The 22,268-nt window shown below is 58.1% G+C and carries 19 protein-coding genes; 9 read left to right on the top strand and 10 right to left on the bottom strand.

Going from position 1 to position 22,268, the window contains the following annotated elements:
- Positions 1-96 precede the first annotated feature (96 nt).
- Positions 97-1,485 (top strand): inorganic triphosphatase, encoded by a 1,389-nt coding sequence (locus AWM69_RS12525; RefSeq protein WP_218726992.1) that lies wholly within the window; start codon positions 97-99, stop codon positions 1,483-1,485.
- Positions 1,486-1,531: 46 nt separating this feature from the next.
- Here AWM69_RS12525 and AWM69_RS12520 read toward each other — a convergent pair whose 3' ends face one another.
- The 4 genes from AWM69_RS12520 to AWM69_RS12505 all read right to left on the bottom strand — a co-directional run bounded on the left by AWM69_RS12520 (position 1,532) and on the right by AWM69_RS12505 (position 6,354).
- Complete coding sequence (locus AWM69_RS12520) at positions 1,532-2,101, bottom strand: lipocalin family protein (protein WP_131654764.1); 570 nt, start codon at positions 2,099-2,101, stop codon at positions 1,532-1,534.
- 21 nt (positions 2,102-2,122) lie between these two features.
- Positions 2,123-2,377 (bottom strand): outer membrane protein assembly factor BamE, encoded by a 255-nt coding sequence (bamE, locus tag AWM69_RS12515; protein WP_048383990.1) that lies wholly within the window; start codon positions 2,375-2,377, stop codon positions 2,123-2,125.
- Positions 2,378-2,713: 336 nt separating this feature from the next.
- Entirely contained in the window at positions 2,714-3,724 is a 1,011-nt protein-coding gene (locus tag AWM69_RS12510; RefSeq protein WP_131654765.1) for a class 1 fructose-bisphosphatase, read from the bottom strand.
- 179 nt (positions 3,725-3,903) lie between these two features.
- Positions 3,904-6,354, bottom strand: coding sequence for a glycogen/starch/alpha-glucan phosphorylase (locus AWM69_RS12505; RefSeq protein WP_218726991.1), 2,451 nt, complete (start codon positions 6,352-6,354; stop codon positions 3,904-3,906).
- Positions 6,355-6,618: 264 nt separating this feature from the next.
- Here AWM69_RS12505 and AWM69_RS12500 point away from each other — a divergent pair, with 264 nt between their 5' ends.
- Entirely contained in the window at positions 6,619-7,056 is a 438-nt protein-coding gene (locus tag AWM69_RS12500; protein WP_048384039.1) for a YkgJ family cysteine cluster protein, read from the top strand.
- A 154-nt stretch (positions 7,057-7,210) separates the two neighbouring features.
- On the opposite strand, the gene typA is transcribed toward AWM69_RS12500, so the two are convergent.
- Together typA and thiI are read right to left on the bottom strand one after the other, a co-directional pair.
- On the bottom strand, positions 7,211-9,031 hold the full coding sequence (typA, locus tag AWM69_RS12495) for a translational GTPase TypA (RefSeq protein ID WP_218726989.1): 1,821 nt from the start codon (positions 9,029-9,031) through the stop codon (positions 7,211-7,213).
- Positions 9,032-9,171: 140 nt separating this feature from the next.
- Positions 9,172-10,626, bottom strand: coding sequence for a tRNA uracil 4-sulfurtransferase ThiI (gene thiI, locus AWM69_RS12490; RefSeq protein WP_048383985.1), 1,455 nt, complete (start codon positions 10,624-10,626; stop codon positions 9,172-9,174).
- A 333-nt stretch (positions 10,627-10,959) separates the two neighbouring features.
- Here thiI and glnA point away from each other — a divergent pair, with 333 nt between their 5' ends.
- From glnA to ntrC, 3 genes are all read left to right on the top strand, one after another.
- Positions 10,960-12,366, top strand: a complete 1,407-nt coding sequence (gene glnA / locus AWM69_RS12485) for a glutamate--ammonia ligase (protein WP_218726987.1) — start codon at positions 10,960-10,962, stop codon at positions 12,364-12,366.
- 357 nt (positions 12,367-12,723) lie between these two features.
- Positions 12,724-13,809, top strand: a complete 1,086-nt coding sequence (gene glnL, locus AWM69_RS12480) for a nitrogen regulation protein NR(II) (RefSeq protein ID WP_048383981.1) — start codon at positions 12,724-12,726, stop codon at positions 13,807-13,809.
- Entirely contained in the window at positions 13,806-15,239 is a 1,434-nt protein-coding gene (gene ntrC / locus AWM69_RS12475; RefSeq protein ID WP_131654768.1) for a nitrogen regulation protein NR(I), read from the top strand. The genes glnL and ntrC overlap by 4 nt, the downstream gene beginning before the upstream one ends.
- A gap of 316 nt (positions 15,240-15,555) precedes the next feature.
- Here the strand turns inward: ntrC and AWM69_RS12470 are convergent, their stop codons facing one another.
- Complete coding sequence (locus AWM69_RS12470; RefSeq protein WP_131654769.1) at positions 15,556-15,996, bottom strand: hypothetical protein; 441 nt, start codon at positions 15,994-15,996, stop codon at positions 15,556-15,558.
- On the opposite strand from AWM69_RS12470, the gene AWM69_RS12465 reads away from it, so the two are divergent.
- A complete protein-coding gene (locus AWM69_RS12465; protein ID WP_048383975.1) occupies positions 15,995-16,450 on the top strand; it encodes a tRNA (cytidine(34)-2'-O)-methyltransferase in 456 nt (151 codons plus the stop codon). The genes AWM69_RS12470 and AWM69_RS12465 overlap by 2 nt on opposite strands.
- A 106-nt stretch (positions 16,451-16,556) precedes the next feature.
- On the opposite strand, the gene secB is transcribed toward AWM69_RS12465, so the two are convergent.
- From secB to AWM69_RS12450, 3 genes are read right to left on the bottom strand one after another with little or no spacing between them, the layout of a single operon-like run.
- Positions 16,557-17,042 carry a protein-export chaperone SecB gene (secB, locus tag AWM69_RS12460; RefSeq protein WP_131654770.1) on the bottom strand — a complete coding sequence of 162 codons (486 nt, stop codon included), beginning with the start codon at positions 17,040-17,042 and terminating at the stop codon, positions 16,557-16,559.
- Positions 17,043-17,084: 42 nt separating this feature from the next.
- Entirely contained in the window at positions 17,085-17,339 is a 255-nt protein-coding gene (gene grxC, locus AWM69_RS12455; RefSeq protein WP_048383971.1) for a glutaredoxin 3, read from the bottom strand.
- A gap of 2 nt (positions 17,340-17,341) precedes the next feature.
- Positions 17,342-17,755, bottom strand: a complete 414-nt coding sequence (locus AWM69_RS12450) for a rhodanese-like domain-containing protein (protein WP_048383969.1) — start codon at positions 17,753-17,755, stop codon at positions 17,342-17,344.
- Positions 17,756-17,903: 148 nt separating this feature from the next.
- On the opposite strand from AWM69_RS12450, the gene gpmI reads away from it, so the two are divergent.
- The 3 genes from gpmI to AWM69_RS12435 all read left to right on the top strand — a co-directional run bounded on the left by gpmI (position 17,904) and on the right by AWM69_RS12435 (position 22,268).
- Complete coding sequence (gpmI, locus tag AWM69_RS12445) at positions 17,904-19,439, top strand: 2,3-bisphosphoglycerate-independent phosphoglycerate mutase (protein ID WP_131654771.1); 1,536 nt, start codon at positions 17,904-17,906, stop codon at positions 19,437-19,439.
- Positions 19,440-19,636: 197 nt separating this feature from the next.
- Positions 19,637-20,923, top strand: coding sequence for a murein hydrolase activator EnvC (locus AWM69_RS12440; RefSeq protein ID WP_131654772.1), 1,287 nt, complete (start codon positions 19,637-19,639; stop codon positions 20,921-20,923).
- A gap of 34 nt (positions 20,924-20,957) precedes the next feature.
- A complete protein-coding gene (locus tag AWM69_RS12435; protein WP_131654773.1) occupies positions 20,958-22,268 on the top strand; it encodes a S41 family peptidase in 1,311 nt (436 codons plus the stop codon).

Genomic DNA, 22,268 nt, shown 5'->3' with positions numbered 1-22,268 from the left:
ACCCGCGCGGCCCGCCAGGCCGGCTTGTCCTGTACACTGCACGGCCTTGGCAGCCACACTTTTCCCGGCTGCGCACCGATCCTGGATTTTCCGGCCATGCAGAAAGAAACCGAAATCAAACTCCGCGTCAGCCGCGAAACCCTCGCCGCCCTGCGCGAGCACCCTTTGCTGAAAAAGCGCAACAAAAGTGGCTGGGAAAGCCGTGAGTTGTTGAACCAGTACTTCGACACGCCAGAGCGCGACCTGGCCAAGGCCAAGGTTGCCCTGCGCCTGCGTCGTGACGGCGAAGACGTTATCCAGACCCTCAAGACCCGCGGCCAAAGCATTGCCGGGTTGTCTGAACGTAACGAGTACGACTGGAACCTGCCCAAAGCCAAACTCGACATCAAAAAGCTCGACGGCGAATGCTGGCCTGAAGAACTGGCCGAGCTGGACAAAAAAACCCTGAAGCCGATTTTCACCACGGATTTCGTCCGCGAACGTGCTGAAATTTCCTGGGGCCGCGGCAAGGCCAAAGTCGTGATCGAGGCCGCTCTCGACCTGGGTCACGTCATTGCCGGCAAACAGAAAGAAGAAATCTGCGAGCTGGAACTCGAACTGCGCGAAGGTGAGCCGGCTGCTTTGCTGGAACTGGCCGCCGAGCTGGCCGAAAAACTGGCCCTGATGCCGTGTGACATCAGCAAGGCCGAACGTGGTTATCGCCTGTTCGACGCCAACAGCTACGCCGTGAGCTTGCCAGCCCCCGAGCTGACACCTGAAATGCCGCTGGACGACGCCTTCACCGCGCTGGCCTGGCACCTGCTGGGCAGCAGCCAGCGTCTGGCTGAGCAGTATCGTTTCAATGGCCACTGGCGCCTGCTGCAAGACTGGGTTCAGCAGCTGATTGATCTACGCGCACTGGTCAGCAGCCTGGGGCAAGCCGCTCCGCGTCCTTCGACGCAAGCCTTGCGTGCCGCGCTCGACGCCTTGCTCGAAGACTGGCGCCCGCTGGTCAACGTGGGTCAGGACGACGAAGACGTGCGTAAAGCCGCACCTGAGCAGTTCCTTGAGGAGCTGGAAGACCCGCGCTGGGGCCAGTTCTCGCTGAATACTTCTCGCTGGCTGATGGCCCGCACCTGGACCGTCGACCGCGGTACCACCCGTGGTAATCGCCAGGGTGCTGCACAGCTGGCCAGCTGGCTGCCGCGCCTGCTGTCGGACGAAGCGATTGCCTTGCGCTTGAATCGCTACCAGCAGCAGCCTGAAGACCTGGCTGAGCAACTGCCACGCATCGAACGGATTCAGGCCTGGTTGCGCCTGGCTCGCGGCGTGCTGGAAATTCCGGAAGTGGACCGTTTGTACGGTGAGATGAACAAGTTGCAGGACCTGGCCAACCAGCCAATCACTGATGACCTGGAGAGCAACGACGAATTGCTCAACGCTCGCAAACAACAAGCCATCGCTGTTTACCAGAACCGCGCCTGGAAGACCCTGCTGCGCGGCTAAGCCCGCAGTCAGCGCCCCTCAACGCAGGTTGAGGGGCGTTTCTTGGTTACTTCGTGCCTTTTGGCATCTCAGAATCCGGCGTTCGCCAAATCAAGCGTGTGGTGTCATAGCCCTGTTGCTGAGCCTTGCTGAGCAGCTCGTCACGGACTTGCTGATCGATGTGCGGCTTGCGCGACAGCAACCACAAATAACGGCGGTCGGGGTTACCCACCAGCGCCGTACTGTAGTCGTCCCCCAGGTACAGCACCCAATAATCGCCTTTGGTCACGCCTGGCAGCAGGGTCGACACCCAGTTATCGAACTCAACCCACAATTTATCGGTTTTGCCGGCCACTTGCGGGCTGGCTGTACCTTTGGCTTCCTGCCATTTGCCCTGAGCATCGCGGCAACGATTCAACACCGCCACGTTGCCATCGGGCTTGAGGGTGTAGTGCGCTTCAGACTGTGCGCAGTTGCGCTGGAAAATCATCGGCAGCCGCGCCTGTTCGTACCAGGTGCCCTGATAGCGCTTGAGGTCGACACTTTCGACGGTTTTCGGTGCCAGGGAATCCATCTCGGACGAGGCACACCCTGCCAACAACAGCGCGATGCCAAAGCTGGCCAAAAGACGTGTCATGTTTAATGCTCCTGGTTCGCCTTATTTCAAACCCTGACCCGAAAAGATCAGCACCTTATCGCCCGCATATTGCACGCTGATAAAGCTCGTCTGATCGCCCCAGGTGCAACTCGACATGCCCAGCGCACCTGAACAATCGGTAGGTGTGCCGAGCAACTTCTCAACCTCGGCCTTGGTCATGCCGGACGAAAGTTTGGAGTAGTTCTCCTGATTAACCTTGCTGCACGCCGTCAGCAACACGCAGAACGACAACATCGCCACATAACGCAACTTCATGGAAAAACTCCTGGATGAAAAGTCGGCAGAGTTGCCAGATGCAAGCTTAGAAGAGAAAAGCGCGAGCAGGTTCCCGGCGGGGGAAGGGATTTGTTGGGCGGGGGTAATGCGAGGGAGGTTTTGTCCGTAGCCGCTGCCGAAGGAACGACGCTGCGTCCGATTGCTTCGCAAGCGTAAATCCAGAAATAGCGGTCCATCAGAAACACCGCGATTCGTGATGTTTGCTGAAACACTGTCGCCGCTGCCAAAGGCTGCGATAAGGGCCAAGGGCCCTTGATATCAGGGCTGCTGAGCAGCCCATCGCAGCCTGCGGCAGCGGCTACAGGGTATGGAGGCTTACTCTTTGTGGTACGAGGTAATGCGCGCCACTTCTTCTTTCGAGCCCAGGAACACCGCTACGCGCTGGTGCAGGCCTTCTGGCTGAATGTCGAGAATGCGCTGATGGCCGTCAGTAGACGCACCGCCCGCCTGCTCAACAAGGAACGACATCGGGTTGGCTTCGTACATCAAACGCAGTTTGCCCGGCTTGGATGGCTCGCGGCTATCGCGCGGGTACATGAACAGGCCACCGCGAGTCAGGATACGGTGTACGTCGGCCACCATCGCCGCGACCCAGCGCATGTTGAAGTTCTTTTTCAACGAGCCTTCTTCGCCCGCCAGCAGTTCGTCGACGTAGCGCTGTACCGGGGCTTCCCAGTGACGCTGGTTGGACATGTTGATGGCGAATTCCTGGGTAGCCTCAGGAATGGTGATGTCTTCGTGAGTCAGTACGAAGCTGCCCATTTCACGGTCCAGGGTGAAGCCTTTTACGCCGTCGCCCAAGGTCAGTACCAACATGGTCTGAGGGCCGTAGATGGCGTAACCGGCCGCTACCTGTTGGGTGCCTGGCTGCAGGAAGGCCTTTTCATTCAACGGCTCGTTCTGGGTCAGGTATTCGTTCGGGCAACGCAGCACCGAGAAGATCGTACCGACCGGAGCATTGATATCGATGTTCGACGAACCGTCCAGCGGATCGAATACCAGCAGGTAGGCGCCTTTCGGGTATTTGCCCGGGATCTGGTAGGCATTGTCCATTTCTTCGGACGCCATGCCGGCCAGGTGACCGCCCCATTCGTTGGCTTCGAGCAGGATTTCGTTGGAAATCACGTCGAGCTTCTTCTGCACTTCACCTTGTACGTTTTCGGTGCCCATGCTGCCCAGAACACCACCCAGGGCGCCTTTGGACACGGCGTGGCTGATCTCTTTGCAAGCACGCGCCACCACTTCGATGAGGAAACGCAAATCAGCAGGCGTGTTGTTGCTGCGGGTCTGCTCGATCAAATAGCGACTCAGGGTAACGCGGGACATGTAAGGCTCCGAACAAGGGGGAGGGGGCGAAAAACCCGCGCAGTTTAACGCGTGTTGTCGTGCAAATCTTCTAGTCAGACGCAGATCCGGCCGAGCGGGTTCAGTTAACGGGTGAAATAAACCGCCCGGGGCTGCCGAAAAACGGCACATGCCCCAGTCGTTTGAGGCGGGCAGGAGGTCTATTCAAGGGCCTTCCAGATTTCGGTCGCGTACTCCCGGATCGTTCGGTCCGACGAAAACCAGCCCATGCGTGCCGTGTTCAATACTGCCATGCGCCACCAGGCATCCTTGTCGTGCCAGAGCGCCTCGACCCGCATCTGAGCCTCCCAGTACGCATCAAAGTCAGCGCACACCAAAAACCGGTCATATTCGATCAGCGAGTCGATCAACCCGGTGTAACGTGCGGGATCGTCGTATGAGAACACCCCACCACGGATGGCCTGCAGCACTTCATCGAGCCGTTGCGAAGCTGCAATGTCAGGCCCGGCATGGAATTCACCGCTGCGCTTGCGCGCTTCGACCTGACGCGAAGTCAGACCAAAAATGAACATGTTTTCAGCCCCTACCCGCTCGCACATTTCGACGTTGGCGCCATCCAGCGTGCCGATGGTCAAGGCTCCGTTCAGGCCGAACTTCATGTTGCTGGTACCCGAAGCCTCGTAGCCGGCGGTAGAAATCTGTTCGGACAAATCCGCTGCCGGGATGATGCTTTCCGCCAGGCTGACGTTGTAGTTGGGGATAAACACCACTTTGAGCAGACCCCGTACCGTTGGGTCGTTGTTCACGGTGCGGGCGATGTCGTTGGACAGTTTGATGATGAGCTTGGCCTGGTGGTAACTGGCGGCGGCCTTGCCAGCGAAGATTTTCACCCGCGGCACCCAGTTGGTTCCGGGCTCGGCCCGAATCGCCTGATACAACGCCACGGTGTGCAGGAGGTTGAGCAACTGGCGCTTGTACTCATGGATGCGTTTGACCTGCACATCAAACAGGGCTTCGGGATTGACCGTGATCCCCAACCGTTCCTGAATCAGCGCCGCCAGGGTGCATTTGCTCTTCAGGCGTTGCTCGGCGAACTGGATACGGAACTGTGGCTGCTCGGCAAAAGGTTCCAGTTCGATCAGTTTTTGCTCGGGCCGATCGAGGACTTCCTTGCCGAGCGCCTTGACCAGCATCGAGGTCAGGGCCGGATTGGCCTGGTACAGCCAGCGGCGAAAGGTAATGCCGTTGGTCTTGTTGTTGATCCGGTTCGGGTAGAGCGCATGCAGTTCGGAAAAGACCGTGCTGCGCATCAATTGCGTGTGCAGCCCGGACACACCGTTGACGCTGTGGGAGCCCAAAAACGCCAGGTTGCCCATGCGGACCCGGCGGCCGTGGTCTTCTTCGATCAGCGACACCGCACGCAGCACGTCGAAATCGTGGATACCCTTGGCCCGCAACGCATCGATATGGTGTGCGTTAATCAAATAAATGATCTGCATGTGGCGCGGCAACAGGCGCTCCATCAGCCCTACCGGCCATGTCTCAAGGGCTTCGGGAAGCAAAGTGTGATTGGTGTACGACAAGGTATCGACGGTGACCTTCCAGGCCTCCTCCCACGCGATGCCATGCTCATCGACCAGCACCCGCATCAGTTCCGCGACCGCAATTGACGGGTGCGTGTCGTTCAGTTGAATCGACACATGCTCGCCCAGGCTGAGCAAGGAATCATGCTGGTTAAGATGACGGCGGATCAGGTCCTGTAACGAGGCCGAGACAAAGAAGTATTCCTGGCGCAGCCGCAGCTCCTGCCCCGCATCATTGCTGTCTGCCGGGTACAGCACCCGGGAAATGCTTTCTGCACGGACCACCTCGGCGACAGCACCCAAGTGGTCACCGGCATTGAAACGCTCCAGGTGCAGATCGTGCAGCGCCCTCGCCCGCCACAAACGCAAGGTGTTGACGCTGACGCCGCGCCAGCCGACAACCGGCGTGTCATAGGCCACGGCCCGCACGGTTTCACCGGGCCACCAGGTCTGGTGCGGCTGGTCGTGCTCGTCCAGCCGGGTTTCAACCGCCCCGCCGAAGCCGACGTGGTACACCACCTCTGCGCGCTCAAACTCCCAGGGGTTGCCGAAATCCAGCCAGTTCTCGGTTTGCTCCTGTTGCCAGCCATCGACAATGCTCTGCCGGAACAACCCGTGCTCATAGCGAATGCCGTAACCATGAGCAGCAATTCCCAGACTCGACATGCTTTCCATGAAACACGCAGCCAATCGACCCAGGCCACCGTTGCCAAGGGCCGCATCAGGCTCCAGCAGGCGAATGCGCTCCAGGTCGACCCCAAGCTCGGCCATTGCCTCACGCGCCACATCCAGCAGCCCCAGGTTGCTCAGGCTGTCGTACAGCAACCGCCCGATCAGAAACTCCAGCGAGAGGTAATACACCCGCTTCTGGCCTTTGCGATAAATCTGCCGCGTGTGGTCCATCCAGTGCTCGACCATATGGTCGCGGGCAGCCAGTGCAATGGCTTCAAACCAGTCATGGTCAAACGCGTGATCCGGGTCCTTACCCACCGCGGAAGTCAGTTTGGCGAGGACGGCAGCGCGAAAAGCGGCCACCTGTGCGTCACAAACAAGCGGTTCCTGAGCCATCGATACAACCTCAGCGAGATGAAGCGATTCGAAGAAAGAATGGGTTCAGCCTAGACCGTTCGACCGACAGGACGCGCTTTGATTCGGGTTTTTTTTGCTGATTTACGCAATAAAACTGACCGAATGCACACCGCCCCAAAACGAGGCAGGCCGGCCGCAAAGCGCCTCAAAACATGGCCTTGAGAGAAAATCCGGCAAATGGTTGTTCACGCGTTCGCCAACCCCGGTATGATCGCGCGCCCTGATGCACGCTGGAATATAAGCCTGATGAAGTCCAACCTGATTGCCGCCGCGGAAATCGACCGTCTCGATACCTGGGCCAAATACTCCGCGCCCATGTGCGGCTCCTGCATTTCCAGCTGCTGCACCTTGCCGGTCGAGGTCAAGGTCAAGGACCTTGTCCGCATCGGCCTCGTCGATGAGTTCGAGCTGGGTGACCCGCCCAAGAACATCGCCAAGCGCCTGCAGAAAGAAGGGATCGTAGAGCGCTTCAACCAGAAGTCGGGGATTTTCACCCTGCAGCGCATGAGCAATAACGACTGCCTGTTTCTGGATCGAAAATCGCGCATGTGCACCATCTACGAAAAGCGCCCCGACACGTGCCGCAACCACCCGCGAGTAGGGCCACGTCCTGGCTATTGCGCGTACATCCCCAAGGCCGTTGAACGTAAGAACAGCAGCGAGAAGCTGATGGTGTTCTAACCCCCCGGCCCTGTTGGGGCTGCGATACGGGTTCGCAACGCCGCCGCGCGGCCCATTGCAGCCTGCAGCAGCGGCTAAAGAGCAAATCCCGGACACAAAAAAACGCCCCCGACCGCAAGATCGGGGGCGTTTTTGTAACCGCTAACTAAGTGACTTAGTTTTTGGCTTTTTTGGCAGCGCGGGTACGCTCGCCTTCGTCCAGGATCTTCTTACGAAGACGGATGGACTTAGGCGTCACTTCACACAGCTCGTCGTCCTGGATGAATTCCAGAGCTTGTTCCAGGGTGAATTTCACCGGTGGAACCAGAGCGATGGTTTCGTCTTTACCCGAAGCACGCATGTTGTCGAGCTTCTTGCCCTTGGTAGGGTTAACGCCCATGTCGGTGTCACGGCTGTTCAGACCAACGATCTGACCGTTGTAGATCTCTTGACCGTGCTCAACGAACAGCTTGCCACGCGCCTGAAGAGTTTCCAGGGAGTAGGTCAGCGCCTTGCCAGTTTCAACCGATACCAGAACGCCGTTCTGACGGCCGGACATGTGGCCCGACTTCATAACGTCGTAACGGTCGAAGATCGAGGTCAGGATGCCAGCACCGTTGGTCAGGGTCAGGAACTGGTTACGGAAACCGATCAGACCACGAGCAGGGATGTTGTATTCCAGACGAACACGGCCTTTGCCATCCGGCACCATGTTGGTCAGGTCGCCCTTACGCAGGCCCATCTCTTCCATCACCTTGCCCTGAGAATCTTCAGGGGTGTCGATGGTTACGTTCTCGAACGGTTCGTGCTTCACGCCGTCAACAAGACGGATGATCACTTCTGGACGACCAACGCCCATTTCGAAGCCTTCGCGACGCATGGTTTCGATCAGAACCGAAAGGTGCAGTTCGCCACGGCCGGAAACCTTGAACTTGTCAGCCGAGTCGCCTTCTTCAACGCGCAGTGCAACGTTGTACAGCAGCTCTTTGTCCAGACGTTCCTTGATGTTACGGGAAGTCACGAACTTGCCTTCTTTACCGCAGAAAGGCGAGTCGTTTACCTGGAAGGTCATGGAAACGGTTGGCTCGTCAACGGTCAACGGCTTCATCGCTTCAACGTTCATCGGATCACACAGGGTGTCGGAGATGAACAGCGAATCCATACCGCTGATGCAAACGATGTCGCCTGCCGAAGCTTCTTCAACGTCTACACGGTGCAGACCGTGGTGACCCATCAGCTTCAGGATACGACCGTTGCGTTTTTTGCCGTCAGCGTCGATGGCAACAACCGGAGTGTTCGGCTTGACGCGACCACGAGCGATACGGCCAACGCCGATAATGCCCAGGAAGCTGTTGTAGTCCAGTGCCGAGATTTGCATCTGGAACGGACCGTCACGGTCAACTTTTGGTGCTGGTACGTTGTCGACGATCGACTGGTACAGCGGGGTCATGTCTTCAGCCATTTCGGTGTGGTCAAGACCAGCAATACCGTTCAGGGCGGAGGCGTAAACCACTTTGAAGTCCAGCTGTTCTTCGGTAGCACCCAGGTTGTCGAACAGGTCGAAGATCTGATCCAGAACCCAGTCCGGACGCGCGCCTGGACGGTCAACCTTGTTGATGACCACGATTGGACGCAGGCCGGCTTCGAAAGCCTTCTTGGTCACGAAACGGGTTTGCGGCATAGGGCCGTCTTGAGCGTCAACCAGCAGCAGAACGGAGTCAACCATCGACATTACGCGTTCAACTTCGCCGCCGAAGTCGGCGTGGCCCGGGGTGTCCACGATGTTGATGTGGTAGCCGTTCCAGTTGATAGCGGTGTTCTTGGCAAGAATGGTAATGCCGCGCTCTTTTTCCTGGTCGTTGGAGTCCATCACGCGCTCGTCGTTGAGCTCGTTGCGCTCCAGAGTGCCGGATTGACGCAAGAGTTTGTCTACCAGGGTAGTTTTACCGTGGTCAACGTGAGCAATGATGGCGATGTTACGTAGATTTTCGATCACTTGTGTATCTCGATCAGAGGATTCGGTGTGCTGACTGAGTCCAGGCAGCGATTAACAGTAGAGTCCGTGAAAGCCGTTACAGCTTGACGGCGGCGTCGGGGGGCCGGTGACGCAGGCCACAGGCATACAGCCCCGGGCTCTTAGCTCGGTCGATAAACGCGCACATTGGCATGTCCCTCACTGAGCAAATGGTGGGCATGCAGGCGACTCATCACGCCTTTGTCGCAATACAACAGGTACTGACGGGTATCATCCAGTTCCTTGAAGCGGCTGTTCAGTGCATAGAACGGCAACGCTTGTACTTCGATGCCAGCCAGTTCCAGCGGTTGATCTTCCTGAGCATCCGGGTGACGGATGTCGATCACGATCTGACCCGCGAGCACCTCGCTGACCTCTTCGACTTGCAAGTCCTGGCCCAATTCATCGATCACACGATCGATCGGCACCAGTTTGGCCCGCTCAAGCGCTCGCTCAAGCACAGCCATATCGAACTGTTGTTCTTCGTACTCCACGCGGTTGCGTTTTGCGTGGGTCTTGGGGTTGACCGAAATCACCCCGCAATATTCAGGCATGTGCTTGGCGAAATCGGCCGTACCGATTTGCACCGCCTGGTCGATGATGTCCTGCTTATGGCTGGCAATCAGTGGGCGCAACACCAGTTTGTCGGTCACGCAATCAATCACCGACAGGTTGGGCAGCGTCTGGCTGGACACCTGGGAAATCGCCTCGCCGGTCACCAGCGCATCGATTTCGAGCCGGTCCGCAATACGGGACGCAGCGCGTAACATCATACGCTTCAAAATGACGCCCATATGACTGTTATCGACTTTGCCGAGAATTTCCCCCAAAACTTCTTCGAACGGAACGCTGACAAACAGCACGCGCTGCGAGCTGCCGTACTTCTTCCATATATAGTGCGCGACTTCCATCACGCCCAGTTCGTGGGCACGCCCGCCGAGGTTGAAGAAGCAAAAGTGGCTCATCAGGCCGCGGCGCATGATCTGGTAGGCCGCTACCGTCGAGTCGAAGCCACCGGACATCAACACCAGGGTTTGCTCAAGCGCCCCCAGTGGATAACCGCCGATGCTGTCGTGCTGGCTGTGGATCACAAACAACCGTTGGTCGCGAATTTCGATACGGACTTCAATTTCCGGGTTTTTCAGCGAAATTCCGGCGGCACCACACTGACGTCGCAGCTGACTGCCGACGTATTTTTCGACTTCCATGGACGAAAACGGGTGCTTACCAGCGCGCTTGCAGCGCACCGAAAAGACCTTACCCGCCAACGTTTCACCGAAGTGCAATTTGCACTTGGCAACGACGTCGTCGAAATCGCCCAAAGGGTACTCATCGACTTGCAGGAAATGCGCAATGCCCGGCATGCAGCTCAGGCGATCGGTCATTTCCTTCAAGGCTTTGGGGTCACTCACGCGCGTTTGCAGCTCGATGTTGTCCCACACGCCTGTCACCACCACAGCCGGGTCCAGATCGCGGAGCACGGCACGGATGTTTTTGGCCAATTGACGGACGAAACGCATCCGAACCGGACGGCTCTTGATCGTGATTTCGGGGAAGACTTTAACGATTAGTTTCATGAAAACAGCGCGCGAGCAGCCTGCCAAAAAAGGGGGGCGCGGATTATAGCGGAAATTGCTCAAGGTTTAACCAGTTATCGTACAAACGGTTTTTCGCGCACCAAAATAGAACATAAAGCATGGATTTCGCCTCATTTGGGTGCGATTAATCCCGCTAATAGGTAGTCTGCGGCGCTAACGCGCTTGAGATTGGGGCATTCCACCCAAGTCGGGGCACTGGCATGCAATTTGCTCCCTTGTGAGGCAGGTTGCCTTGGCAGAGTATTCGCGCCGGCATCAACCACATTTAACGGGCTACTCCACTACCAGCCCGAAGCCACCCCGGAGGACACTATGTCGAAGTCGGTTCAACTCATCAAAGATCATGACGTCAAGTGGATTGATCTGCGCTTCACTGACACCAAAGGCACTCAGCACCACGTAACCATGCCGGCTCGTGATGCGTTCGATGAAAACTTCTTCACCGACGGCAAAATGTTCGACGGCTCCTCCATTGCTGGCTGGAAAGGCATCGAAGCGTCCGACATGATCCTGCTGCCAGACGACAGCACTGCCGTTCTGGACCCGTTCACCGAACAGCCTACGCTGATCCTGGTGTGCGACATCATCGAACCTTCGACCATGCAAGGCTATGACCGCGACCCACGCGCCATCGCTACCCGTGCCGAGGAATACCTGAAGTCCACCGGTATCGGCGACACCGTATTCGTCGGTCCAGAGCCTGAGTTCTTCATCTTCGACCAAGTGAAGTTCAAGTCCGACATCTCCGGTTCCATGTTCAAGATCTACTCCGAACAAGGCTCCTGGATGTCCGACCAGGACGTGGAAGGCGGCAACAAAGGCCACCGTCCAGGCGTCAAAGGCGGCTACTTCCCGGTTCCGCCGTTCGACCATGACCACGAAATCCGTACCTCCATGTGCAACGCCATGGAAGAGATGGGCCTGGTCATCGAAGTTCACCACCACGAAGTGGCAACGGCTGGCCAGAACGAAATCGGCGTGCAGTTCAACACCCTGGTGAAAAAGGCTGACGAAGTTCAGACCCTGAAATACTGCGTACACAACGTGGCAGACGCTTACGGCCGTACCGCTACTTTCATGCCTAAGCCTCTGTACGGCGACAACGGCTCGGGCATGCACGTCCACATGTCCATCTCCAAAGAAGGCAAGAACACCTTCGCTGGCGAAGGCTATGCCGGCCTGTCCGACACCGCTCTGTACTTCATCGGCGGCATCATCAAGCACGGTAAGGCCCTGAACGGCTTCACCAACCCGGCTACCAACTCCTACAAGCGTCTGGTACCAGGTTTCGAAGCACCGGTCATGCTGGCCTACTCGGCTCGCAACCGTTCCGCATCGATCCGTATTCCTTACGTGTCCAGCCCTAAGGCTCGCCGTATCGAAGCACGCTTCCCGGATCCGGCAGCCAACCCGTACCTGTGCTTCGCAGCACTGATGATGGCTGGTCTGGACGGTATCCAGAACAAGATCCACCCTGGCGACGCTGCAGACAAAAACCTGTACGACCTGCCGCCTGAAGAGGCGAAAGAGATCCCACAAGTTTGCGGCAGCCTGAAAGAAGCCCTGGAAGAGCTGGACAAAGGTCGTGCGTTCCTGACCAAAGGCGGCGTTTTCAGCGACGATTTCATCGACGCTTACATCGCCCTGAAAAGCGAAGAAGAAATCCAGGTACGTACCTTCGTACACCCACTGGAATACGAGCTGTACTACAGCTGCTGATCCAGTAGCGTTCGCGCAAGCGGCGTGATTTAAAAAGGCCTCCTTCGGGAGGCCTTTTTTATGGGCGATCTGGCGGTATTCAAGGCGAGCCTGGGGGAATGTTCCTGGCGATCCGCACGGTGAGCCCGACTGAAACCTTTCATCTAATTTGCACTATATTGGTGCAATCGCTGCTTAAATATTAACTGACCACCCCACTTTGGTTCAAAACGTCTCGATGGCGAGGCTACGACGCCATTGAATCGGGCTCAAGGCGCCTATTTCAGGTGATTCGCGCTTCTTTTCGGAGCTTTGGTTTGGTTTTTGCATTTTCCTTGCACCAGCGCCTCACCCGCGCATGCAATTCGGGATCGCCCCATGACCATCAGTGATGCCCTGCACCGTCTGCTACTCGACAACCTGACCACCGCCACGCTTTTGCTCAATGCCGACTTGCGGCTTGAGTACATGAACCCTGCGGCGGAAATGCTGCTGGCTATTAGCGGTCAACGCAGTCATGGGCAATTCATCAGCGAGCTGTTCACTGAGTCCACCGAAGCATTGCACTCATTGCGCCAGGCTGTTGAGCAAGCCCATCCGTTTACCAAGCGCGAAGCCATGCTGACCTCGCTCACCGGCCAATCCCTGACAGTGGATTACGCCGTTACGCCGATTCTGAGCAATGGCAACACCCTGCTGCTGCTCGAGGTTCACCCTCGCGACCGACTGCTGCGCATCACCAAGGAAGAAGCCCAGTTGTCCAAGCAGGAAACCAGCAAGATGCTGGTGCGCGGCCTGGCCCATGAAATCAAAAACCCGCTGGGCGGTATTCGCGGCGCGGCGCAGCTGCTGGCGCGGCAGTTGCCCGATGAAAGCCTGCGCGACTACACCAATGTCATCATCGAAGAAGCCGACCGCCTGCGTAATCTGGTCGATCGCATGCTGGGCTCAAATAAACTGCCTTCGCTGGCCATGACCAATGTTCACGAAGTCCTCGAGCGCGTGTGCAATCTGGTTGAAGCCGAGACGCAAGGCAGCATCACGCTGGTGCGTGACTACGACCCGAGCCTGCCCGACTTGCTGATCGACCGTGAGCAGATGATTCAGGCCGTGCTCAATATCGTGCGTAACGCCATGCAGGCCATCAGCAGCCAGAACGAGCTGCGCCTGGGACGCATCACGCTGCGCACCCGCGCCATGCGCCAGTTCACCATTGGCCATATTCGTCATCGATTGGTGACGAAAATAGAAATCATCGATAACGGGCCAGGCATACCGGCCGAGCTGCAGGACACCCTGTTTTTTCCGATGGTCAGCGGCCGCCCTGACGGCACCGGGCTGGGCCTTGCCATCACCCAAAACATCATTAGTCAGCACCAGGGGTTGATCGAGTGTGAAAGCCACGCCGGCCACACACTCTTCTCGATCTTTCTACCACTGGAACAAGGAGCCGCATCGACATGAGCCGAAGTGAAACCGTGTGGATCGTCGACGACGACCGTTCAATCCGTTGGGTTCTGGAAAAAGCCTTGCAGCAGGAAGGCATGACCACACAAAGCTTCGACAGCGCCGATGGAGTGATGAGCCGCCTGGCTCGCCAGCAGCCTGACGTGATCATTTCTGACATTCGCATGCCCGGCTCCAGCGGCCTGGACTTGCTGGCAAAGATTCGCGAGCAGCACCCGCGCCTGCCGGTGATCATCATGACCGCCCACTCGGACCTGGACAGCGCGGTGGCGTCTTACCAGGGCGGCGCATTCGAATACCTGCCCAAGCCGTTCGATGTCGATGAAGCGGTGTCACTGGTCAAGCGTGCCAATCAGCATGCCCAGGAACAACAAGGCCTGGATGTGACACCGATACTCGCCCGCACGCCCGAAATCATCGGTGAAGCCCCGGCGATGCAAGAGGTGTTTCGTGCCATTGGCCGCCTGAGCCACTCCAACATCACCGTGCTGATCAACGGCGAGTCAGGCACCGGTAAAGAGCTGGTCGCCCACGCTCTGCACCGCCACAGCCCGCGTGCGGCATCACCGTTCATTGCCTTGAACATGGCGGCGATCCCCAAGGACCTGATGGAGTCCGAGCTGTTCGGTCATGAAAAGGGCGCGTTCACTGGCGCCGCCAACTTGCGTCGCGGCCGTTTCGAGCAAGCCGATGGCGGGACGTTGTTCCTGGATGAAATCGGCGACATGCCCGCTGACACCCAGACCCGTCTGCTGCGGGTACTGGCGGACGGTGAATTCTATCGGGTCGGTGGGCACACCCCGGTCAAGGTCGATGTGCGCATCATTGCCGCCACGCACCAGAACCTCGAAACCCTGGTGCAAGCCGGCAAGTTCCGTGAAGACTTGTTCCATCGCCTGAACGTGATCCGCATCCATATCCCGCGTCTGTCGGACCGTCGTGAAGACATCCCGACCCTGACCCGGCACTTCCTCAGCAGCGCTGCACAAGAACTGTCCGTCGAGCCCAAACTGTTAAAAACCGAGACCGAGCAGTATCTGAAGAACCTGCCGTGGCCGGGCAACGTGCGTCAGCTGGAAAACACCTGCCGCTGGATTACGGTGATGGCTTCGGGCCGTGAAGTGCACATCAGTGACTTGCCGCCCGAACTGTTGAACCTGCAACAGGACGCGTCTCCCATTACAAATTGGGAACAAGCCCTTCGCCAATGGGCCGACCAGGCCCTTGGCCGCGGCCAGTCGAACCTGCTCGACAGCGCCGTACCTACCTTTGAACGGATCATGATCGAGACAGCCCTCAAGCACACCGCAGGCCGCCGCCGTGATGCGGCCGTGCTGTTGGGCTGGGGCCGCAACACCTTGACCCGCAAGATCAAAGAGCTGGGAATGAAGGTCGATGGCGACGAGGATGACAGCGACGAGGCTTAAGGCAGACGCACCACGCTCAAGCAACACGCACTATTAGCGTGCGAAGCTCTGGCACAGTACTTTCAGCCAAGTTATGACCCTAAACGCAAAAGCCCCGGAATCCGGGGCTTTTGCGTATGAGCGATAAAAAATCCGTCAAAAATCAAAAACTGGCACGTGCCCTGCAATAACCCTTATCAGGCAACACCGCTTTAGGGGACCTTGATACAGGCAGGTCAAGACTCCCCACTTTTACACCCGCAGCCTTGATGCCCCTTGCATCAAGGCGCACCCCGCTTTTGGGGAACCCGGTACAGGCAGGCCGGAATTCCCTCTTTTATTGTTCTTGCAGATTCACCTGCAACCGCCAGCGCCCATCCTGCGGCGCGCCGGCCCAGTCGCCCCGCAAGGCACGGGCCGCCACCACCGTCAGCAGCAACCCGCCATCAGTCCCCCGAACCCGCCAGTTCAGCGCCTTGCCGTTAAGCTGGAACTGACCGTGTTGCGGCTTGGCCCGTGCATCAAACAACAGCCCCAATGTGCCGTCGACCCACTCACCATGAAGCTTGGGCTCAGCACTGAACCACACCACCAAAGCCCCCGGCAGCACCTCCACCTGTTGCAGTTCAATGGGGTCGGGTTGGGTCAATCGCCCGATCATCATGCCCACCATCAGACCGACAATCGCCAACGAACCTAAAACACGTGGCCATAGTTTCGGTCTCGGGTCCTCTTCAGGCGTAGAATGCTGCCTATCTTTAAGTTCGGAGCCGTGCATGTTTCACGTCATCCTTTTCCAACCAGAAATTCCGCCGAATACCGGCAACGTTATCAGGCTGTGCGCCAACAGCGGCTGCCACCTGCATTTGATTGAGCCCATCGGCTTTGAGCTTGACGACAAGCGCTTGCGCCGGGCGGGACTCGACTACCACGAGTATGCACCGCTCAAGCGCCATGCCGACCTTGCCAGCTGCCTTGAAAGCCTGGGCCACCCGCGCCTGTTCGCCTTCACGACTAAAGGCTCACGACCGTTCCACGATGCCGCCTTTGCCGAAGGTGACGCTTTTATCTTCGGCCCTGAAAGCCGCGGCCTGCCGCCAGAAGTGCTCGACGCCCTCCCCGGTGAACAGCGCCTGCGCCTGCCGATGCGCGAAGGCTGCCGCAGCCTGAACCTGTCGAACACCGTGGCTGTCGCCGTGTATGAGGGCTGGCGTCAACTGGGCTTCAAGTAACCTCTCCTTTTGTAGCCACTGCCGCAGGCGGCGACTACAGAAGAGCGCGACTTACGCCCGCCCAAAAAAAAGCGCCTTGACGGCGCTTTTTTTGTGCATCGACTATTTATTGAACAGTCGGTGCGCCTTCTTCCTGCATGCGCTGCAGCTCTTGCGCGTACAGGGCATCGAAGTTCACCGGAGCCAGCATCAACGCAGGGAACGAGCCGCGGGTTACCAGGCTGTCCAGGGTTTCACGCGCATACGGGAACAGAATGTTCGGGCAGAACGCGCCCAGGGTGTGGTTCATCGACGCTGGATCAAGATTCTTGATCAGGAAGATGCCGGCCTGCTGAACTTCAGCAATAAACGCCACTTCGTCGCCGTTTTTTACGGTAACCGACAAGGTCAGAACCACTTCGTGGAAGTCGTCTTCCAGTGGCTTTTGGCGGGTGTTGAGGTCCAGGCCAACGCTCGGCTCCCACTGCTGACGGAAGATCGCCGGGCTTTTTGGCGCTTCGAACGACAGGTCACGCACATAGATGCGCTGCAAGGAGAATTGTGGAGCAGTTTCTTCAGCGCTGGCGGCAGCGGTGTTCTGTTGGTCAGTCATCACAGATCCTTGTTGATCTTCAGGGCTTTTAAGGTTTCAGGGTCAGACGTTAAGCAACGCATCCAGTTTACCTGCACGATCCAGAGCAAACAGGTCATCGCAACCCCCGACATGGAACGAACCGATCCAGATCTGCGGGACCGACGTGCGGCCTGCTTTCTGCGCCATGTCAGCGCGTACCTGGGGCTTGCCGTCGACCTTTATTTCATCGAAGGCAACACCCTTTTGCTCAAGCAGAGCCTTGGCTCGCATGCAGTAAGGGCAATAGTCGCTGGAGTAAACGATGACCTTGGACATACTTACTTCACCACTGGCAGGTTATCGGCGCGCCAGCTGGAAATCCCGCCGGACAACTTGGCCGCGTTGTGACCGGCCTTGAGCAGCTCGCGAGCGTGGCCGCCCGAATGCTGGCCTTGAGCGTCAACCAGAATAATGGTTTTGCCCTTGTGCTTGTCCAGCTCGGCGATGCGCGCCATCAGCTTGTCTTGCGGGATGTTCAACGCACCCACAATGTGGCCGGCGGCGAAGTCTTTGGCCGGACGAATATCAATCACCACACCTTCGTCGCGATTGACCAGGCCGGTCAGTTCGCCGGTGCTGATGCTACGACCGCCACGGCTCATCTCATGGGCGATCAACATCGCCAGGAGGATGACAAACGCGCCTACAAGCAGGTAGTGAGAAGTGGCAAATGCAATCAGGTGCTCAACCATCAGAAGGTTCCAGGGTCGTAAAATGTGGGCCAGTATACACAGCCGCCTTGGTCGGCCAAACCCCGCCCGGCGGTGACGTCACCTGAACTTCGCTTTAAACTGCCCGTCCTCTTCATACCTTCTATTAAACCAGCCACGAGTGGGATCTATGACTACCACGCCTAAACCTTTGGTCCTGATCATCCTGGATGGCTTCGGTCACAGTGAAAGCCACGAATACAACGCCGTGTATGCGGCCAAGAAACCGGTGCTCGATCGTCTTTGCGCGAGCATGCCAAACGGCCTGATCTCAGGTTCAGGCATGGATGTCGGCTTGCCGGACGGCCAGATGGGTAACTCCGAGGTAGGCCACATGAACCTCGGCGCCGGCCGCGTGGTGTATCAGGATTTTACCCGCGTCACTAAATCGATCCGTGATGGCGAATTCTTCGAGAACCCGACCATTTGCGCCGCAGTCGACAAGGCCGTCGCTGCCGGCAAAGCCGTGCACATCATGGGTTTGCTGTCTGAAGGAGGCGTTCACAGCCACCAGGACCACCTCGTGGCCATGGCCGAGCTGGCCTTCAAGCGCGGTGCCGAAAAAATCTACCTGCACGCCTTCCTCGATGGCCGTGACACGCCGCCAAAAAGCGCCGCGTCATCCATCGAATTGCTGGACGCGGCCTTCCAGGCGCTGGGCAAAGGTCGTATCGCCAGCCTGATTGGCCGCTACTTTGCGATGGACCGTGACAACCGCTGGGACCGCGTAGCCCAGGCCTACAACCTGATCGTCGACGGCAAAGGGGAATTCAACGCCGCCACAGCCCAGGAAGGCCTCGAAGCCGCCTATGCCCGTGGCGAAAGCGACGAATTCGTCAAAGCCACCACCATTGGCGAACCGGTGAAGGTCGAGGACGGCGATGCCGTGGTCTTCATGAACTTCCGTGCCGACCGCGCCCGCGAGCTGAGCCGCGTCTTTGTAGAGGACGGCTTCAACGAATTCGAGCGCGCCCGGCAACCGAAACTGGCCGGCTTTGTGATGCTGACCCAGTACGCTGCCAGCATCCCTGCCCCGAGCGCCTTCGCACCCGGCAGCCTGGAAAACGTCCTTGGCGATTACCTGGCCAAAAACGGCAAAACCCAGCTGCGCATTGCCGAAACCGAAAAATATGCCCACGTGACGTTCTTCTTCTCGGGCGGGCGTGAAGAACCGTTCCCGGGCGAAGAGCGCATCCTGGTGCCTTCGCCGAAGGTCGCCACTTACGACCTGCAGCCGGAAATGAGCGCCCCCGAAGTCACCGACAAGATTGTCGATGCCATCGAGCACCAGCGCTATGACGTGATCGTGGTCAACTACGCCAACGGCGACATGGTTGGCCACAGCGGTGTCTTCGATGCAGCCGTCAAAGCCGTTGAGTGCCTGGACGTCTGCGTGGGGCGCATTGTTGAAGCGCTGGACAAAGTCGGCGGCGAAGCCCTGATCACCGCAGACCACGGCAACGTCGAGCAAATGTCCGACGACACCACCGGCCAGGCACACACGGCCCACACTTGTGAGCCCGTACCGTTCATTTACGTTGGCAAACGTGCGCTCAAGGTCCGTGAAGGCGGTGTACTGGCTGATGTAGCGCCGACCATGCTCAAATTGCTCGACCTCCCGCAGCCTGAAGAAATGACCGGCACCTCCATTCTGGTCGACGCTTAAGGCCGATCGTGTAGCCGCTGCCGCCAGGCTGCGCAGCAGTTCACGGGCATAAAGGGCCTTTGGCCCTTATCACAGCCTGCGACAGCGGCTACAGGATTGCATGGTTCATGAAGCCACAATTTCACCTTCATCCATTTCTCATCCTCGACGATGGCGGGCATACTAGGCCGTCCCGTTCCTCAGGTGTCGCCCGCCCCATGCTTCGCGCCCTTATAGCCCTGACCCTTGCATGCCTGCTCCAACCGGCGTTTGCCGACGAGCGCGCACAAACTCAACAGCAGCTGGATGCCACGCGCCAGGATATCGGCGAGCTTAAAAAACTCCTCGGTAAACTCCAGCAGGAAAAGTCCGGTGTGCAGAAAGACCTGCGCACGACCGAAACCGAAATTGGCAAGCTGGAGAAGCAGGTTCAAGACCTGCAACAAGAATTAAAAAAGAGTGAAGGCGAGCTGCTGCGCCTTGATAGCGAGAAAAAAAAACTCCACAGCGCAAAAATTGAACAGCAACGCCTGATCGCGATTCAGGCCCGTGCCGCCTATCAGGGCGGACGTCAGGAATACCTGAAAATGCTGCTCAACCAACAGAATCCGGAGAAATTCGCCCGGACCCTCACCTATTACGACTACCTGAGCCAGGCCCGCCTGGAGCAGCTCAAGAACTTCAACGAGACCTTGCGCCAACTAGCCAATGTCGAAGCCGATATCAATCTGCAACAGGCTCAGTTGCTGACGCAAAAAAGCAGCCTCGACAGCCAGCGTGCTGAACTCGACAAAGTGCGCGCAGAGCGCCAGCAAGTGCTGGCCAAGCTCGATAAAGACGTCAAAGAGCGCGATCAGAAGTTGCAGGCTCGCCAGCAGGATCAAGCCGACCTGGCTAAAGTCCTCAAAACCATTGAAGAGACCCTCGCCCGCCAGGCCCGCGAAGCCGAAGCCGCGCGACAAAAAGCCCTGATTGCCCAACAGGAAGCCGAGAAAAAACGCCAGCGCGAAGCTGAGTCGGTTGCCAGCGACGCTCCGCGTCCACCGGTCAAATCAACCCCCGGAGCACTGGTCTCCAGTGGCGGTGCATCCTACGGCGGTGTTTTTTCTCAGGCCCGGGGCAAACTTCCTTGGCCTGTTGATGGTCGATTGCTTGCCCGTTTCGGTGAAAGCCGTGGCGACGATGTGCGTACCAAGTGGGATGGCGTGATGATCAGTGCGTCTTCCGGTAGCCAGGTGCACGCCGTACATGGCGGTCGAGTGGTCTTTGCCGACTGGCTGCGCGGAGCTGGCCAATTGGTGATTCTGGATCACGGTAATGGCTATTTGAGCTTATACGGCCACAATCAAACATTGCTCAAGTCCGCCGGAGACATCGTTAAAGCCGGCGACGTGATTTCCACTGTGGGTAACAGCGGTGGTCAATCCACACCGGCATTGTATTTTGCTATTCGTCAGCAGGGTCGCCCAAGCGATCCTGCACAATGGTGTCGCGCTCAAGGATGAGCCATCACCTTTAATACGTAGGAGTTCGTCCAACATGCCGCATTTGTCCCGCCTCAACTCGCTGGCCCTGACGATCGCCCTGGTGATCGGCGCGCCACTGGCGTTTGCTGCCGAGCAAACCGCCCAGCCGGCAGCCGCCAATACCAAGGCACCGCTGCCGCTGGATGAGCTGCGCACATTTGCCGAGGTCATGGACCGGATCAAGGCCGCGTATGTTGAACCCGTGAACGACAAGACCCTGCTGGAGAATGCCATCAAGGGCATGCTGAGCAACCTCGACCCGCATTCTGCGTACCTGGGCCCCGAAGACTTCGCCGAGCTGCAGGAAAGCACCAGTGGCGAGTTTGGCGGGCTGGGCATCGAAGTCGGCACCGAAGACGGCAATATCAAAATCGTCTCGCCGATTGACGACACCCCGGCCAGCAAAGCCGGTATCCAGGCCGGCGACTTTATCGTCAAGATCAATGGCCAGCCCACGCGCGGCCTGAGCATGACGGAAGCCGTAGACCTGATGCGCGGCAAGATCGGCCAGAAAATCACCCTGACCCTGGTGCGCAACGGCGGCACGCCGTTCGACGTGACGCTGACCCGCGCCAATATCCAGGTCAAAAGCGTCAAGGCCCAGCTGCTTGAAGACGGCTACGGCTACATCCGTATCACTCAGTTCCAGGTCAAGACCGGCGAAGAAGTCGCTGCAGCCCTGGCCAAACTGCGCCGCGAGAACAGCAACAAGAAACTCAAGGGCGTCATCCTCGACTTGCGCAACAACCCGGGGGGCGTGCTGCAGTCGGCCGTTGAAGTGGTCGATCACTTCATCAGCAAAGGCCTGATTGTTTATACCAAAGGCCGCATCGCCAACTCCGAGCTGCGCTTCTCGGCCACCGGGCGGGACCTCAGCGATAACGTACCGCTGGTGGTGCTGATCAACGGCGGCAGTGCTTCGGCATCGGAAATCGTCGCCGGCGCCTTGCAGGATCACAAGCGTGGCGTGGTAATGGGTACCACCAGCTTCGGCAAAGGTTCTGTGCAAACCGTATTGCCCCTGAACAATGAACGCGCCCTGAAAATCACCACCGCGCTGTACTTCACCCCGAACGGCCGCTCGATCCAGGCCCAGGGCATCGTGCCGGACATCGAAGTCAGCCGCGCCAAGATTACTCGCGAGCAAGACACCGAGTACTACAAAGAGGCTGACCTTCAAGGTCACCTTGGCAATGGCAACGGCGGCGCAGACAAACCCTCGGGCTCAGGCCCCAAAGCCAAACCCATGCCGCAGGACGATGACTTCCAGCTGAGCCAGGCCCTGAGCCTGCTCAAGGGCTTGAGCATCACGCGCGGCAACTGA

The organism is Pseudomonas sp. D1HM (assembly GCF_019266105.1).
Taxonomy (GTDB): domain Bacteria; phylum Pseudomonadota; class Gammaproteobacteria; order Pseudomonadales; family Pseudomonadaceae; genus Aquipseudomonas; species Aquipseudomonas taetrolens.
This window is presented reverse-complemented; position numbering and strand designations above follow the sequence as displayed.

What these genes read in the sequence shown, in the direction of transcription:
- AWM69_RS12505 (WP_218726991.1), bottom strand. Translation starts at nt 6,354, where the DNA reads ATGGCTCAGGAACCGCTTGTTTGTGACGCACAGGTGGCCGCTTTTCGC.
- ntrC (WP_131654768.1), top strand. Translation starts at nt 13,806, where the DNA reads ATGAGCCGAAGTGAAACCGTGTGGATCGTCGACGACGACCGTTCAATC.
- AWM69_RS12450 (WP_048383969.1), bottom strand. Translation starts at nt 17,755, where the DNA reads ATGGTTGAGCACCTGATTGCATTTGCCACTTCTCACTACCTGCTTGTA.
- thiI (WP_048383985.1), bottom strand. Translation starts at nt 10,626, where the DNA reads ATGAAACTAATCGTTAAAGTCTTCCCCGAAATCACGATCAAGAGCCGT.
- AWM69_RS12510 (WP_131654765.1), bottom strand. Translation starts at nt 3,724, where the DNA reads ATGTCCCGCGTTACCCTGAGTCGCTATTTGATCGAGCAGACCCGCAGC.
- gpmI (WP_131654771.1), top strand. Translation starts at nt 17,904, where the DNA reads ATGACTACCACGCCTAAACCTTTGGTCCTGATCATCCTGGATGGCTTC.
- secB (WP_131654770.1), bottom strand. Translation starts at nt 17,042, where the DNA reads ATGACTGACCAACAGAACACCGCTGCCGCCAGCGCTGAAGAAACTGCT.
- AWM69_RS12440 (WP_131654772.1), top strand. Translation starts at nt 19,637, where the DNA reads ATGCTTCGCGCCCTTATAGCCCTGACCCTTGCATGCCTGCTCCAACCG.
- AWM69_RS12525 (WP_218726992.1), top strand. Translation starts at nt 97, where the DNA reads ATGCAGAAAGAAACCGAAATCAAACTCCGCGTCAGCCGCGAAACCCTC.
- bamE (WP_048383990.1), bottom strand. Translation starts at nt 2,377, where the DNA reads ATGAAGTTGCGTTATGTGGCGATGTTGTCGTTCTGCGTGTTGCTGACG.
- AWM69_RS12435 (WP_131654773.1), top strand. Translation starts at nt 20,958, where the DNA reads ATGCCGCATTTGTCCCGCCTCAACTCGCTGGCCCTGACGATCGCCCTG.
- AWM69_RS12465 (WP_048383975.1), top strand. Translation starts at nt 15,995, where the DNA reads ATGTTTCACGTCATCCTTTTCCAACCAGAAATTCCGCCGAATACCGGC.
- glnA (WP_218726987.1), top strand. Translation starts at nt 10,960, where the DNA reads ATGTCGAAGTCGGTTCAACTCATCAAAGATCATGACGTCAAGTGGATT.
- grxC (WP_048383971.1), bottom strand. Translation starts at nt 17,339, where the DNA reads ATGTCCAAGGTCATCGTTTACTCCAGCGACTATTGCCCTTACTGCATG.
- AWM69_RS12470 (WP_131654769.1), bottom strand. Translation starts at nt 15,996, where the DNA reads ATGCACGGCTCCGAACTTAAAGATAGGCAGCATTCTACGCCTGAAGAG.
- AWM69_RS12520 (WP_131654764.1), bottom strand. Translation starts at nt 2,101, where the DNA reads ATGACACGTCTTTTGGCCAGCTTTGGCATCGCGCTGTTGTTGGCAGGG.
- glnL (WP_048383981.1), top strand. Translation starts at nt 12,724, where the DNA reads ATGACCATCAGTGATGCCCTGCACCGTCTGCTACTCGACAACCTGACC.